The organism is Mesorhizobium captivum, from assembly GCF_033977165.1.
In the GTDB taxonomy this organism is placed as follows: Bacteria; Pseudomonadota; Alphaproteobacteria; order Rhizobiales; family Rhizobiaceae; genus Mesorhizobium; species Mesorhizobium captivum.
Genome location: NZ_JAVIJB010000015.1, coordinates 121,094 through 135,889 on the forward strand (window position 1 = coordinate 121,094; position 14,796 = coordinate 135,889).

Consider the following 14,796-nt stretch of genomic DNA (forward strand, 5'->3'; position numbering starts at 1 on the left):
GGTCTCAATTGTCGAATGGCTCGTTCTGCCAGGTCACGGACGCGAAATGCAGCGTCTTGCCGTCCTTCAGATTGGCCATCTGTTTGGCCAGGAAATCGGTCATCACCGGCCATTTGTAGAAGACCCTGAGCATGTTCCTCGATTCCGCCAGCCCGGGAGAAACCGTGAAAGTTGTCGAGGTCGTGCCTGTCAGTACGATCTCCTTGTCCACGATCTTGAAACCAGCCGCGGCGGCGTCGGCGAAGGTCGCATACTCGCGCAGGTCCACCAGCAGTGACGCGGTTGCTCCAGACCCCGGGCAATTCGTGGTGACCATGACCGCCATCCTGTCGCAGATCAGCGTCTTGATCGAGGCTTCGGTGACGTTGGCCTTCCTGAGCTGCCCGGTCCGCAGCTGACGGGCAATATCGTCAGTGACGTTGGCCATCACCTCCTGGCCGGCGAACGAGATGCAGCTTTCGAGGATGGCGAAAACGAGCAGGGCGAACGGCATGGCCAGCATCGCGAATTCCAATGCCGTGCTGCCGCGCATGTCGCTGAAGAAGCCATGACGGGGCTTTGCCCGTCCCTTGCTGTCCATGCCACCCCCCGGTGCCGGATCCTTGCTCATGTTCCGTTCCTGCCGATCCCTCGCAATGTCGGCTGCAACATAGCGAAAACCCATTGAGGTCCGGTTTGGATGAGCGCTAAATTCGCCGTACGGCCTTTAACCCGCCATTAACGTCGCGAGCGCCTGCCTGCATCGACCTCAGCGGGCGGCATTCATTTCGGTTTCGGAAGTTCTCTCGGCCTCGCTCTTGTACGAGCTTTCGCAATAGGGCGTGCAGGACATGGTCTGGACTTCGGCGCGTCTGTAGATGCGCACCGAAGACGCAGCTTGCCGCACGACCGTCACCTGTTCATCGATGATCGGACTGCCATCGGAGTCGAGCACGACCAGATTGGTGACGCCGAAACCCTTGCCGGTGAGAACGACGGTCGAGGCATCTTGCACGGATGCGTCGGCGATTGCCGGATTGCCGACGACGATCGTATCGGCGGCGCGCGACAACTTGACGATCTTTGCCTGGTTCATGGTGACTTCGATGCCGGCGCCGGCGCTGGCCGGCACGACGAAAGCCGCAACTGCCAGCAGCGCGGCAACTGAAAATGGCGATCTCGACAAGGACATTGAGGCGCTCCGAAGCGGCAGGCTGTTCAACGGAACATGAACGAAATTGGTGAACCGACGGTTAAACGCCGCATGGCTGCGGTAAGGATTGGTCGCTTCAAGGGCCATGCATCAGCAGCATGCGCTGTTTTAGCAAGATCGCGGGTGCACCGGATCTCCGCCCTTTTCCCGCCTGCCGGTCCGATCCCGGACGTTTAGGCCACGGTTAACTATGCGACGGGTTCGCCTCCGGAAAGGAATCGGTAAGGGTGTTTATTAAGCCGATTGAAAGAGCTTCTCCCTAGATTCGCAAGCATCCGATCGACCGGCAAGAGAAGTTGACGGAAGTGCTGTAACACGTGGAGTAGGAGCTCTCGAATGTCTAACCTCATCGCACGTTTTGTGAAGGACGAATCCGGCGCGACCGCCATCGAATACGGTCTGATCGCCGCTCTCATCGCGCTCGCCATCATGGTCGGCGCCGGCCAGCTCGGCAATGCCCTGAACGACAAGTTCAAAAAGATCGCCAGTGCGGTCGAAAACAGCAACTAGTAACAAACAGAGTGACGACGAAGTCGCTCTCGACGAGAAGGGCCGCCTCCAGGCGGCCCTTCTTCATTGCAGCATCTGGTCACCTATACCGCGCGATTTTGATCGCTCGGCGCTCACCGACCGTTAATGCCATGTGCCTAGACTGGGCATGTTAATTTTCTCACGGCGCTGTGTTGTCTCATGCTTGAAGCTGTAATCTTCGTCGTCTTTCCTTTCTGCATGTTGTTTGCAGCGATCTCGGACATCTTGTCGATGACGATCGCCAACCGCGTGCCGGTGCTGCTCCTGGCGACGTTCGCCCTGGTGGCTCCGTTGACCGGGATGGACTGGGCGACCTATGGCGGGCATTTCGCGGCCGGTGGCCTGGTGCTGGCGGTGACGTTCGGCCTGTTCGCGCTCGGCGGCATGGGTGGCGGCGATGCCAAGCTTCTGGCGGCGACCGCGGTATGGATGGGGCTCAACATCAGTCTGGTCGGCTATCTGGTGACCTCGACATTGATCGGCGGCATGCTGACGATTGCCATTCTGGCCTACCGGAAATCGCCATTTGCGATCTACACCGGCCACAATCGTTTTCTGCGCCATTTCGCCGACGAGAGCGTAGGCATTCCGTATGGCGTCGCGCTTGGTCTCGGCGGGATCGTCACCTTTCCGGATTCTCCGCTGATGGTCTGGGCGCTGGACAGGCTCACCGGCTAAAGCGCGTCGCTGAAACGGGTTCCGGTGACGCGCTTTAGTCTTTGTTTTGATCCCTGTCGTTCTCCTCAGAACCGCTGCGCACTTTTGTGCGACATGCTTTTAACTCGTTTCTTGACAAGGGCAGTTATCGAGGCGGCCTGGCCGCATTTTTCGTTAACGGCAAGCGGTTCCATCCAATTTGAGTAAACCTTAAATTAATCACGATCGTAAGCATTACATTAACCTTGTTTTGACGATTGCAACTGCAAAGTCCGACCTGGCGAGGTGGTTTGCCTTGAGGCGAAGGGTTCGGACGAATGCCAGCATCCCGACTGATTATTCTGGGCGTGGCTGTGGCCGCGGCGGGTGGCGCGGGTTATGTCGCAAAGAACATGGTGGCGGCGCCGCCGCCTCGGGTCGTCGTCGACGCTCCCAAGCAGCCGGCGATCGCGCTGCAGGACGTGCTGGTGCTTTCCGGCGATGTCGGCATGGGCAGCCAGCTCGGCGACAACATCGGCTGGGAGCGGTGGCCGGCCAGCGGCGTCAACGCCAATTTCATTACCCGTGCCGCCGAACCGGATGCGGTCGAAAAGCTCAAGGGCTCGGTGGCGCGTGTGGCCATGTATACCGGCGAGCCGTTGCGGCGCTCCAAGCTGGTCGGCGAGGGGCAGAGCTTCATGTCGTCGATCCTGCCGTCCGGCATGCGCGCCGTCGCGACCGCCATATCGGCCGACACATCGGCAGGCGGCTTCATCCTGCCCAACGATTTCGTCGACGTCATCATGACCCGGCGCGGCGATACCGGTAACGGCGGCAGCGGCTTCAACACCGAGACCATTCTCAAGAACATCCGCGTTCTGGCCATCGACCAGACCATCCAGGAAGACGAGGAAGGCAAGAAGACCCGGGTCGGCCAGACCGCGACGCTGGAGCTGACGCCGCAGCAGGCGGAGATCATCACTGTGGCGCAGCAGATGGCGGACCGCCTGACACTGGCGCTGCGTCCAATCGTGGACGCGAATGAGAAGAGCCTGGGCGAGGCCGACTATCTGGTGAACGGCAATGGCCGGCGCGGCACGGTGCGGCTGATCAAGTCGGGCGAAGTTTCCGAAGTGGGAGCAAGGAAATGAGGCTAAACGGCAAACTGCCAGTCATGGCGACGGCGGCAATCGGCCTGTTCCTGCTCGGCACCAATGCGCCCGGCCTCGTCGAGGCCAAGGCCGCGAACAGGGCCACAGGCGTGACGGCCTCGGTCGCCACGCAGCGCGTCAAGCTCGGTCTCAACAAGTCGGTGGTCATCGATCTGCCGAGCGACGCCTACGACATCCTCGTCGCCAACCCGGCGGTCGCCGACGCGGTGACGCGCACGGCGCGCCGCATCTATCTGTTCGGCAAGGCAGTCGGCGAAACCAACATCTTCGTCTTCGGCCCCAACGGCGAGCAGATCGCCAGCCTCGACCTTGCGGTCGAACGTGACGTCGCCGGACTGGAAGATTATCTCAAGCGCTTCCTTCCGTCCTCTGACATCAAGGTCGAGTTGCTGAACGACAACGTGATCCTGACCGGCATGGTGGACACGCCGCTCGACGCCAAGCGCGCCGTCGATCTGGCGACCATCTTCGTCTCGGGCGGTGAAGCGACGACCGGCCAATATTCGCAGACGGCCGCCGGCGGATCGGCCAATGGCGGGGTCGACATCAACAATCCCGACCAGGAGCGCCGGGTCTCCAAGATCGTCAATCTGCTGCAGATCGTCGGCGACGATCAGGTGACGCTGAAGGTGACGGTGGCCGAAGTCAGCCGCTCGGTGATGAAGCAGCTCGGCGTCAACATGATCGGCAGCGGCAGCGCCAATGGCATTTCGTTCAGCACGGCAAGTTCTCCCGCCTTCGGGTTGGGCAAGCCGATTTCGCAGTCAACCGGCTTGGCGCTGGGAGACACCGTCGGAAACGGCATCCAGACCTACATCAATGCCATGGAGCAAAGCGGCGTCATGAAGACGCTGGCGGAGCCGACCCTCACCGCCGTTTCCGGCGAGAAGGCGACATTCAAGGTGGGCGGCGAATACAATCTGGTCAGCGGACGCTCGAGCAACGTGTCGACTGATAACCAGACCGGCCTGACCACCTATACTTTCGACAAACTCGAGTACGGCATTGGCCTGGAGTTCCAGCCGGTCGTGCTCTCGGCCGGGCGTATAAGCCTCAAGGTCAGAACCGCCGTTTCGGAGCCGACCACCGAGGGTTCGGCGACCATCGAAGGCGGAGGCACCATGCCCGGCATGACGATTTTGTCGCTCCGCAAGAGACTGGCCGACACCACCGTCGAATTGCCTTCGGGCGGATCGATGATGATTGCCGGCCTCGTCCGCGACGACGTTCGCCAGGCCGTCTCCGGCCTGCCCGGCCTGGCCAAGATCCCGGTGCTTGGCGCGCTGTTCCGCAGCAAGGACTTCGTGCGCAATGAGAGCGAGCTCGTCATCATCATCACGCCTTACCTGGCAAGGCCGGTTGCGCGCAACGAACTGGCCAAGCCCGACGACAATTTCAATCCGCCGAGCGACGGCGCCGGCATGTTCCTTGGCCGCGTCAACCGCGTCTACGGCACCATGCAGACCGACAGGCCACCGGGCCGTTATCACGGCGTGGTCGGCTTCATCTACAAGTGAGCGGGAAAGCGGACATGTCTCAGTCAGCATATAAGGCCATCACGATCGCGACGACAGGATCGGGCCGGGAGCGCATCCGCCGGTCTGTCGTCCCGGCCCTGGCGATCGCGCTTGCGGCGTCGCTCGCCGGCTGCGCCGGCTGGCACAGCGACAGCGTGACGGTCGGCTCCATACCGGACGACTATCGCACCAATCATCCCATCGTCATCGCCGAGAAGAACCAGAAGATCGACCTTCCTGTCGGCGCCGGCGATCGCGGGATGACCGGCGCGCAACGCGACTCACTGCTCGGTTTTCTCGATAGCTATGACAGGAGCGCCGCGCCCACGTTGACGATCGCGACCCCGGTCGGATCGGCCAATCAGGCGGCCGCCAGCGCCGCCAGTCGCGATTTCGCCAGGTTGGCGATGGCTGCCGGTGTCAAGCGCAACCGGATCGTCATGACATCCTATCAGTCTGCCGTGCCGGAGGCCTCGGCGCCGGTGCGCGTCGCCTTTGTCGCGGTGAGGGCCCAGACTGACAAATGCGGGCGTTGGCCGGACGACCTCGCGGAGACGTCGGAGAACAAGCATTACGCCGACTTCGGCTGTTCCTACCAGAACAACCTTGCAGCCCAGATGGCCAATCCCAACGATCTGATCGGGCCGCGCAAGCAGTCCGATATCGACGCAGAGAACCGCAGCGCGGTGATCGATGTCTATCGCGGCCGGGGCATTTCGGACGAGTTCCTCGGCAATTCGGAAGTGACGTACTGAGCCGCGCCGGATGACGGAAAGAGCATGACGATGAGCAATCTTGCCTACGACACGCCCGCGGATACCGGCGATCTCTCGCAACAGGACATCGCCGCCATGCAGGCGCTGCGCCCGGTGCCGCGCATCTCCATCCAGGCCTTCTGCGAGACCGAGGGCGTCGCCAGCCCCATCGGGCGTGCCGGCGAGGACCGCCGCATGGCCAAGGCCCATCTCAAGGTCCATATGGGCGGCATCGCCACCGCGATCGAATTCTACCAGTCGGCGCCGACACCCAACCTGATCCTGCTGGAATCGCGCAGCGAGCCGAAACAGCTGCTCGAACAGCTTACTCAGCTCGCCGAATATTGTGATCCGTCCTCGAAGGTCGTGGTCATCGGCCATTACAACGATGTCGGCCTCTATCGGGAGCTCATCCGTTCCGGCATTTCCGAATATGTCATCGCGCCGGTTTCGATGACCGACATCGTCAGCGTCGTGTCGTCGATCTTCGTCGATCCCGAGTCCGATCCGATCGGCCGCTCCATTGCTTTCATCGGCGCCAAAGGCGGCGTCGGCTCCTCGACGATCGCTCACAACGTCGCCTGGGCGATGTCGTCATTGTTCAAGTCTGAAGTCGTCGTTGCCGATCTCGATCTCGCCTTCGGCACCGCCAACATCAATTTTGACCAGGATCCCGCGCAGGGCATTGCCGAAGCGGTGTTTTCGCCTGAGCGCGTCGACGAGGTCTATCTTGACCGGCTGCTCGCGCAGTGCGCCGAGCATCTGTCCCTGCTGGCGGCACCCTCCACGCTCGAGCGCGTCTACGATTTCGATCCGGACGCCTTCTCCCAGGTCATCGAAACGGCGCAGCGCAGCGCGCCCTTGCTCGTGCTCGACGTCCCTCACGTCTGGAGCGGCTGGACCAAGAGCACGCTGATCAAGGCCGATGAGATCGTCATCACGGCCACGCCCGAACTCGCCAATCTGCGCAACACCAAGAATATGGTGGACATGCTGAAGCGACTGCGTCCGAACGACCCGCCGCCGAAGCTGATCATCAATCAGGCAGGCGTTCCGAAACGGCCGGAGATCGCGGCGTCGGATTTTTCCGAACCGCTCGGCATCACGCCCATGGCGGTAATCAATTTCGAGCCGCTGCTGTTCGGCAACGCGGCCAACAATGGCCGCATGCTTGGCGAGATGGACGCCAAGAGCCCGGTCGTCGGCACGATCAACGAAATCGCGCATGTGCTGACCGGGCGCAGCGAAATCAAGGTGAAGAGGAAGGCAGGCCTGGGCTCCATCCTCGGCAAGCTTTCGCGCAACAAGAAGTGACGCTCGCAAAGCGGCATCGGGTAATCGATCATGTTTGGTAAAAGAGGCACAGACGACGGCAGCCGGGCAGCTCCCGAATTCCGTCCGCCGGCACCTCCTCCCGCCGCTCCCGCTCCGGCTGGGACGATTGCACCCGATCGGCCGGCCGCGCCGGCGCCGAGCACGCCCGCTACGCCCCCCGTTCGCCGTCCGATCGAGGCGCCGCCGATGGCGCCCGAGCCGCCGAGAAGGGTCCAGCGCGAGCGCAGCGAGACCTATTACGACACCAAGAGCCAGGTGTTCTCCGCGCTGATCGACACGATCGACCTGTCGCAGCTCGCCAAGCTCGATCCGGAAAGCGCGCGCGAGGAAATCCGCGACATCGTCAACGACATCATCGCGATCAAGAACTTCGCGATGTCGATCTCCGAGCAGGAAGAGCTGCTCGAGGACATCTGCAACGACGTGCTTGGCTATGGGCCGCTGGAGCCGCTGCTCGCCCGCGACGACATCGCCGACATCATGGTCAACGGCTCCAAGAACGTCTACATCGAGGTCAACGGCAAGGTCGAGCCGACCAGCATCCGTTTCCGCGACAACCAGCAGCTCCTCAACATCTGCCAGCGCATCGTCAGCCAGGTCGGTCGCCGCGTCGACGAATCGAGCCCGATCTGCGACGCGCGTCTTCCCGACGGCTCGCGCGTCAACGTCATTGCGCCGCCGCTCTCCCTTGATGGCACCGCGCTCACCATCCGCAAGTTCAAGAAGGACAAGCTGACGCTCGACCAGCTGGTCAAGTTCGGCGCCATCTCGCCGCAAGGCGCGGAGATCCTCAAGATCATCGGTCGCGTCCGTTGCAACGTCGTCATCTCGGGCGGTACCGGTTCGGGCAAGACGACGCTGCTCAACTGCCTGACCAACTACATCGATCGCGAGGAGCGGGTCATCACCTGCGAGGATTCGGCCGAGCTGCAGCTGCAGCAGCCGCACGTGGTCCGTCTCGAAACCAGGCCGCCCAATCTCGAAGGCGAGGGCGAGGTGACCATGCGCGACCTCGTCAAGAACTGCCTGCGCATGCGGCCCGAACGGATCATCGTCGGCGAGGTGCGCGGTCCGGAAGTGTTCGACCTTCTGCAGGCGATGAACACCGGCCATGACGGTTCGATGGGAACGATCCACTCCAACAGCCCGCGCGAATGCCTGAACCGTATTGAATCGATGATCGCTATGGGCGGCTATTCGCTGCCACAGAGAACGGTGCGCGAGATCGTCGTCGGCTCGGTCGACGTCATCATCCAGGCGGCCCGTCTGCGCGACGGCTCACGCCGCATCACCCACATCACCGAGGTGATCGGCATGGAAGGCGACGTCGTCATCACCCAGGATCTCGTCCTCTACAACATCAAGGGCGAAGACTCGAGCGGCCGTCTGATCGGCGAGCATGTCTCCACCGGCATCGGCCGGCCGCATTTCTGGGATCGTGCCCGCTACTACGGCGAGGAGCAGCGTCTGGCCAATGCGCTCGAGGCCATGGAGAAACGCGCTGACTAATGCATCTGGAGGTCTGAAGCAATTCCAGGAAAAACGTGAAGCGGTTTTCCGTCCGGAATTGCGTCTAAGCAAAGAAATAGGGCGGTTCGCCGTTTCTTTGAAGCGGCGAACCGCCCTGGGGATCCCGGTCGATGTTCGGAATTGACACCACGGTTCTGGCTTTCGTCGTGCTTGCGGGCTTAAGCGCCGGCGCGGTGGCCTATGCTTTCCTGTTCAAGCGCATCGATAACGAAAAGCAGGCCGGCAAGCGGCTTGAGACAATCAAGGCGGCCGAGACCGACCGGTCGGTGGTGAAGGCTTCGCGCGACCGGGCTGCGGAAGTGGTCCGGCGGCGCAAAAACCTCCAGGATTCGCTCAAGCAACTCGATGAAAAGCAGAAATCCAACGACCGCAACATCAAGAAGCCGCCGCTGAGAGCCCAGATCCGCCAGGCCGGCATGACGGTTTCCATCGAGCGCTTCTACATCTACTCGGTGATCTGCGGGATCGTGCTTACGTTTCTCGCCTATCTCGCCGGTGCGCCATTGCTGGTCTTGCCTGGCGCTCTCTTGGCCGGCGCCTTCGGCCTGCCGCGCTGGTTCGTGTCGTTTCGCCGCGCGCGCCGGGTGAAGGCTTTCCTGGAGGAATTCCCGAACGCGCTCGACATCATCGTGCGCGCGGTCAAGTCCGGCCTGCCGTTGAACGATGCGATCCGCCTGATCGCCAACGAATCTCCCGAACCCGTTCGGGCCGAGTTCCGCCGCATCGTCGATTCCCAGCAGATGGGCCTGTCGATCCCGGATGCCACGCTGCGCATGTCCGAGACCATGCCATGCACCGAGGCGGGCTTCTTCGGCATCGTCATCCAGATCCAGTCGCAGGCCGGCGGCAATCTCTCCGAGGCGCTGGGCAATCTTTCGCGCGTGCTGCGCGATCGCAAGAAGATGAAGGCCAAGGTGCAGGCGCTGTCGATGGAAGCGAAGGCATCCGCCGTCATTATCGGCGCCTTGCCGTTCGTCGTCGCCTTTCTCGTCTATCTTTCAAGCCCGAACTACATCATGCCGCTATTCACGACCAGCGTCGGCAATCTGATCCTCGGCTGCTCCGGCGTCTGGATGTCGATCGGCATCCTGGTGATGCGCAAGATGATGAATTTCGAAGTATAGGGACGCGGACCCAATGACAGACCAGGTCGTCAAGACGCTAACCGATCCTTCCTTTCTTATCGCGCTCCTGGTCGGCATCGCGGTTTTTGCGACCGTCTTCACGCTCATGCCGGCACTTGGCGGCAATCAGCTCAAGGCGCGCATGAAAAGCGTGGCGCTCGAACGTGACGAGCTGCGTTCAAAGCAGCGTGCGCGCCTCGCCAGCGAAGCCGACCGCCGCCGCAAAGGCCTGCGCGAAGAGCAGTCGATCGGCATGCGCAACATCGTCGAACGGCTGGACCTCAAGCGCGCGCTTGCCGACGAAGGCACGCTGCAGAAGCTCAAAGTGGCAGGCTTCCGCGGTCAGAATCCGCTGACGCGCTTTCTGTTCTTTCGCCTGATCCTGCCCTTTATCGGATTCGCGCTGGCGGCGATCTACCTGTTCCTTCTCGGCGGCCTGCCGCAACAACCCGCCTTCATCAAGCTGTTCGTCTGCGTTGTGGTCGCCTATGGCGGCTTCTATGCGCCGATCCTCTATGTCAACAACCGCGCGACCAAGCGCAAGCAGTCGATCCAACTGGCATGGCCTGACGCGCTCGACCTGATGCTGATCTGCGTCGAATCCGGCATGTCGGTGGAAGCAGCGCTTCGCAAGGTCGCCGACGAGATCGGCGCCCAGTCCGTGGCCCTCGCCGAGGAATTCGTGCTCACCAATGCCGAACTCTCCTATCTGCAGGACCGCAAGGTCGCCTATGAGAACCTGGCAAGCCGCACCGGCCTGGAATCGGTGAAGTCGGTTACCCAGGCCCTGGTCCAGGCGGAGCGCTACGGCACGCCGGTGGCGCATGCGCTGCGCGTGCTGGCCTCGGAAAGCCGCGACATGCGCATGAACGCGGCCGAGAAGAAGGCCGCGGCACTTCCGCCGAAGCTCACCGTGCCGATGATCCTGTTCTTCCTGCCGGTTCTGTTCGCCATCATTCTGGGGCCGGCCGGCATCCAGGTCAGCCAGCGCGGCATCTTCGGCGACCAGCACAATTCCAGCAGCGAGTAGGCGAAGCTGTCTAAAGCATGTCTCCCGAATGTGGGACAGGTTTCGGGACAAAGACATGCGTAAAATCAAAAACCTAAAAGCGCATGGAGCGAATCTGAAAGATCGCGACCCGCTTTAGGTCATGACAAAGCCGCGTGGCGGATGCCGCGCGGCTTTTCCTTGTCGGGCATAGCTTTGGGTGCTGCCGCAGCCGCGGTCAGTTGGTCGCGACCTTCGCCTTGTCCTTGTCCTGATCCTTGAGCTGGCTCCAGGCGTTCTGCTGGGCAAGCATCTGCCGCAGATAAGCGATGTTGGCCCGCGCCTGCTCCGGCGAAAGCTCCTGCGAGGCAATCTTTTCGGCCTCGTCGAAGCGGCCCTGCAGGCCGACGACCAGCGCCAGGTTCTGCCGCACGCGGCTGTCGGCGTTCGGTTGCTGCACGGCCGAACGCATATAGGTCTCGGCCGTGCGCAGGTCGCCCTCCAGCACATAGGACATGCCGAGATTGGAGAGGATCGAAGGTTCGTTCGGCTTGAGCTCGAGCGCCTTTCGATAGTCCTGACGAGCCTCGTCCCGCTTCCCCATCTGGTCAAGGATCGCGGCTTCCGCCGACACCAGGCGCCAGTCAGGATATTCCGGCGTCTGGGCGCGGCGTACGGCATCGAGCGCCTGCTCGAACTGCCCGTTGGCGGCAAGCGCCTTGCCGTAGGAGGCGAGCACGTCTCGGTCCTTGGGGTAGGCGATGGCAAGCTTGCGCATCACGGCCAGCGACTGGTCGGCGTCGCCATCCATCTGCAGCGCCGCGGCGAAATTCGTGGCGATGCGTTTGTCGTTCGGGTTCCTGGCATAGGAATCGCCAAGCCTTGTCGTTGCGCTGTGCAATTCGCTGGCCGACATCGTCTCCAGCGGCCTGCTGTCGGAGCGGGAGATGGAGCCGGTGGTGAATTTGCTGGTGCTGCCGCAGCCCGCCATGCTGGCCGCCAGCGCTGCCACGAATGCCGCGGCGATCAGACGCTTGTTTTTGACGTTCGGCGCTGCGATCGGCATCGGCACCTGGTCTCCGTTCCTGTGCGGCCCTTGGTTGGCCGTCTTCCCTCCCGCAGAAATATTCTGTTAACCCTAACGGACCGTTAAGAAGCCGACTCGGCGTGCCCGCCTGGAGACCATCGAATGCCTGTCGAACTCATTGACCAGAAACCGGAAGCCGCCTTGCCAGTTTATCTGGTGGGAAAGGACGGCCTCGACGCTTCGAGCCTCCCGCCTTCGGTCGTTGCCTGGGCACGGGCCAATGGCTTTTCCGGCGAGGCGGGCCGCACGCTCGTTCTGCCGGGCGACGGTGGCGCGCTCGCCGGCGCGCTGTTCGGCATCGGCGACGGCGAGAGCCAGCTTGCCGTCGGCGCCCTGGCGAGATCGCTGCCCGAGGGCGAATGGCATTTTGCCCAGGATTTGCCCGCGCCGGATCTTGCGGCGCTGGCGCTCGTCCTCGGCGGCTATGTTTTTACCCGCTACGGCAGGAAGCCCGGTAAGACGCTGCGCTTCGCACTGCCGCACGGGGCTGACGGCGCGCATGTGCGTCGCATCGCCGAGGGTATTTTCCTGACGCGCGACCTCGTCAACACGCCGACCAGCGACATGGGCCCCGCCGAATTGGAAGAGGCAGCACGGACGCTCGCGGCAGTCCACGGCGCCGACATCTCCGTGATCCATGGCGACGACCTGCTGGCGCGAAATTTCCCGATGATCCATGCCGTTGGCCGCGCTTCGACCGGCGCTCCGCGGCTTATCGACATGACCTGGGGGCCGGGCGATGCGCCGAAGGTGACGCTGGTCGGCAAGGGCGTCTGCTTCGACACCGGCGGCCTCGACATCAAGCCGTCGTCGGGCATGCTGTTGATGAAGAAAGACATGGGCGGCGCCGCAAACGTGCTCGGTCTCGCCTCCGTCATCATGGCGGCGAAACTGAATGTCCGGCTGCGCGTGCTGATCCCCGCGGTCGAGAATTCGATTGCCGGCAACGCCTTCCGGCCAGGGGACGTGCTGAGGAGCCGCAAGGGCATCACGGTCGAGATCGGCAACACGGACGCCGAAGGCCGGCTGGTCCTGGCCGACGCGCTGGCGCTCGCCGACGAGGAAAGGCCGGCCCTGTTGATCGACATGGCGACGCTGACCGGAGCCGCGCGTGTCGCGCTCGGTCCCGATCTGCCGCCTTTCTACACCGGCGACGAGGCGCTGGCGGCCGACCTGGCTGCGGCTTCGCTCGCCGTAGAGGATCCGCTGTGGCGCATGCCCTTGTGGCGGCCCTACGATGCAAAGCTTTCGTCGAAGGTCGCCGACATCAACAACGTCACCACGGACGGCTTTGCCGGATCGATCACCGCGGCTTTGTTCCTCAAGCGCTTCGTCGAGAAAACGCCCGGCTGGACGCATTTCGACATTTTTGCCTGGAACCCGAACGATCGTCCGCACGGCCTGACGGGCGGCGAGGCGCAAGGCATTCGCGCGCTGGAGCGGATCATCTCGAAACGCTTCGGGTGAGGCCTATACCGAAAAGCGCCGGTACTGAAACGGAAGCGAAACAATTTGCCGTCATGCTTACGGCATGTCGATCTCGATGCGCCCGAGCCAGGCTTTGCGACTGTGGCAGCAGGTATTGCTGTCGCAGGTGCGCGATGGCGCGCCCGATCTCACCATGCGCCAGACGGCGATCCTGCTCACCATCTACCTCGATCCGCCGCCGCACACGGTGCGCGGGCTGGCCGCCAGGCTCAACGTCACCAAGCCGGTCATCACCAGGGCGCTCGACACGATGGGCGCGCTGAAGCTGGTCTCGCGCCACCGCGACGAGCTCGACAAGCGCAACGTGCTGATCCGGCGTACGGTCGAAGGCGCGCTCTTTGTCGAGCGCTTCGGCGATGGTATCGTTGACCGGGCGCATGAATTGCCCATCTAGAGCATGATCCCGAACCGTAGGTCAGCGCCAGCAAAAAGTGGGAACCGGTTTTCGGACAAGGTCATGCTCAATCAAACCCGAGTTACCGATTTGACCGGATTGCCGATTTGACCGCCAGGGATGCCCGCCTTCACGCCTTTCGTTCCGATCTCGCCGATGCCAGGCTGAAAGGCGAGGTCGCTGCCGACCGCTTCGTTGCCGGCCGCCCGGCGCGGATCACGGCAGCCGTCGCCGACCTGCGCAAGGCGCCGCGCCCCGATGCCGGCGTCAACACCCAGGCGCTGTTCGGCGACGACGTGCTTGTCTTCGAGGACGCGGAAGGCTGGGCCTGGGTGCAGGCCGAGCGCGACGGCTATGTCGGCTATGTCGCCGACAATGTTCTTGGGGCTCGCGAGCATGCGCCGACCCACATCGTCTCCGTGCCACGCAGCTTCCTCTATCCGGGGCCCGACCTGCGCTTTCCGATAGATGGACAATTGTCGATGGGCTCGACCGTGACGGTGACGCGCGCTGCCGAAACGCGCGGCACGCACTATGCGCTGCTTCCCTCCGGCCAGGCCGTGATAGCCGGCCATCTTCGCCCGATCGCCGAGGTTGCTGACGACTATGTCACGGTCGCGGAGAGCTTCCTCGGCACGCCCTATCTCTGGGGCGGCGTCTCCGGCTTCGGCATCGACTGCTCCGGCCTCGTGCAACTGTCGATGCGCATGACGGGCAAGGAGGTGCTACGCGACTCCGACATGCAGGCGGCGAGCATCGGTACGCCATTCCAGCCTGGCCCGGATTTTTCCGAACTGCAGCGCGGCGACCTCGTCTTCTGGAAAGGCCACGTCGCGATCATGACCGATGCGAAAGACATGATCCACGCCAACGGCCACACGATGCTGGTCTCGCGCGAGGGGTTGAAGGAAGCCGTCGAGCGCGTCGGCTATCTCTATGGGGGGCCGACCGGGTTTAGGAGGCCGTAGAGGAAGCGCCTGTCCTTCTCCCCTTGTGGGAGAAGGTGTCGCCGAAGGCGACGGATGAGGGGTGTTCCAGGGAACGCCG

At 62.8% G+C, this 14,796-nt stretch carries 15 protein-coding genes; 12 read left to right on the forward strand and 3 right to left on the reverse strand.

The genetic code is table 11. From position 1 onward, the window contains the following. Positions 1–4 precede the first annotated feature (4 nt). Together RFM40_RS15315 and RFM40_RS15320 are read right to left on the reverse strand one after the other, a co-directional pair. The gene (locus RFM40_RS15315; RefSeq protein ID WP_430691679.1) at positions 5–610 is read right to left on the reverse strand and encodes a TadE/TadG family type IV pilus assembly protein; all 606 of its coding nucleotides are present in this window, start codon (positions 608–610) and stop codon (positions 5–7) included. 138 nt (positions 611–748) lie between these two features. After that, positions 749–1,171 (reverse strand): pilus assembly protein N-terminal domain-containing protein, encoded by a 423-nt coding sequence (locus RFM40_RS15320; protein ID WP_320227359.1) that lies wholly within the window; start codon positions 1,169–1,171, stop codon positions 749–751. Between the two features lie 357 nt (positions 1,172–1,528). Here RFM40_RS15320 and RFM40_RS15325 point away from each other — a divergent pair, with 357 nt between their 5' ends. The 9 genes from RFM40_RS15325 (at position 1,529) to RFM40_RS15365 (ending at position 10,822) form a co-directional block, all read left to right on the forward strand. Next, the gene (locus tag RFM40_RS15325; protein WP_320227358.1) at positions 1,529–1,702 is read left to right on the forward strand and encodes a Flp family type IVb pilin; all 174 of its coding nucleotides are present in this window, start codon (positions 1,529–1,531) and stop codon (positions 1,700–1,702) included. Between the two features lie 180 nt (positions 1,703–1,882). Beyond that, on the forward strand, positions 1,883–2,401 hold the full coding sequence (locus tag RFM40_RS15330) for an A24 family peptidase (protein WP_320227357.1): 519 nt from the start codon (positions 1,883–1,885) through the stop codon (positions 2,399–2,401). 296 nt (positions 2,402–2,697) lie between these two features. Beyond that, positions 2,698–3,510, forward strand: coding sequence for a Flp pilus assembly protein CpaB (gene cpaB / locus RFM40_RS15335; protein WP_320227356.1), 813 nt, complete (start codon positions 2,698–2,700; stop codon positions 3,508–3,510). Next, positions 3,507–5,048: a type II and III secretion system protein family protein gene (locus RFM40_RS15340; RefSeq protein ID WP_320227355.1), complete on the forward strand. Its 1,542-nt coding sequence runs from the start codon at positions 3,507–3,509 to the stop codon at positions 5,046–5,048. Before cpaB ends, RFM40_RS15340 begins: the two co-directional genes overlap by 4 nt. A 14-nt stretch (positions 5,049–5,062) precedes the next feature. Beyond that, positions 5,063–5,803, forward strand: a complete 741-nt coding sequence (locus tag RFM40_RS15345; protein WP_320227354.1) for a CpaD family pilus assembly protein — start codon at positions 5,063–5,065, stop codon at positions 5,801–5,803. A 30-nt stretch (positions 5,804–5,833) separates the two neighbouring features. Then, positions 5,834–7,117, forward strand: coding sequence for a CpaE/TadZ family protein (locus RFM40_RS15350; RefSeq protein ID WP_320227353.1), 1,284 nt, complete (start codon positions 5,834–5,836; stop codon positions 7,115–7,117). 30 nt (positions 7,118–7,147) lie between these two features. Further along, positions 7,148–8,647 (forward strand): TadA family conjugal transfer-associated ATPase, encoded by a 1,500-nt coding sequence (locus RFM40_RS15355; protein ID WP_320227352.1) that lies wholly within the window; start codon positions 7,148–7,150, stop codon positions 8,645–8,647. A 131-nt stretch (positions 8,648–8,778) separates the two neighbouring features. Beyond that, positions 8,779–9,792 carry a type II secretion system F family protein gene (locus tag RFM40_RS15360; RefSeq protein ID WP_320227351.1) on the forward strand — a complete coding sequence of 338 codons (1,014 nt, stop codon included), beginning with the start codon at positions 8,779–8,781 and terminating at the stop codon, positions 9,790–9,792. Positions 9,793–9,805: 13 nt separating this feature from the next. Then, positions 9,806–10,822, forward strand: coding sequence for a type II secretion system F family protein (locus RFM40_RS15365; protein WP_320227350.1), 1,017 nt, complete (start codon positions 9,806–9,808; stop codon positions 10,820–10,822). Between the two features lie 196 nt (positions 10,823–11,018). Here RFM40_RS15365 and RFM40_RS15370 read toward each other — a convergent pair whose 3' ends face one another. Beyond that, positions 11,019–11,846 carry a tetratricopeptide repeat protein gene (locus RFM40_RS15370; protein WP_320227454.1) on the reverse strand — a complete coding sequence of 276 codons (828 nt, stop codon included), beginning with the start codon at positions 11,844–11,846 and terminating at the stop codon, positions 11,019–11,021. Between the two features lie 123 nt (positions 11,847–11,969). Here RFM40_RS15370 and RFM40_RS15375 point away from each other — a divergent pair, with 123 nt between their 5' ends. The 3 genes from RFM40_RS15375 (at position 11,970) to RFM40_RS15385 (ending at position 14,717) form a co-directional block, all read left to right on the forward strand. Next, positions 11,970–13,334, forward strand: coding sequence for a leucyl aminopeptidase family protein (locus RFM40_RS15375; RefSeq protein WP_320227349.1), 1,365 nt, complete (start codon positions 11,970–11,972; stop codon positions 13,332–13,334). Between the two features lie 64 nt (positions 13,335–13,398). After that, positions 13,399–13,749: a MarR family winged helix-turn-helix transcriptional regulator gene (locus RFM40_RS15380; RefSeq protein ID WP_059185013.1), complete on the forward strand. Its 351-nt coding sequence runs from the start codon at positions 13,399–13,401 to the stop codon at positions 13,747–13,749. A 107-nt stretch (positions 13,750–13,856) separates the two neighbouring features. Further along, positions 13,857–14,717 (forward strand): C40 family peptidase, encoded by an 861-nt coding sequence (locus tag RFM40_RS15385; protein ID WP_320227348.1) that lies wholly within the window; start codon positions 13,857–13,859, stop codon positions 14,715–14,717. Positions 14,718–14,796 lie beyond the last annotated feature (79 nt).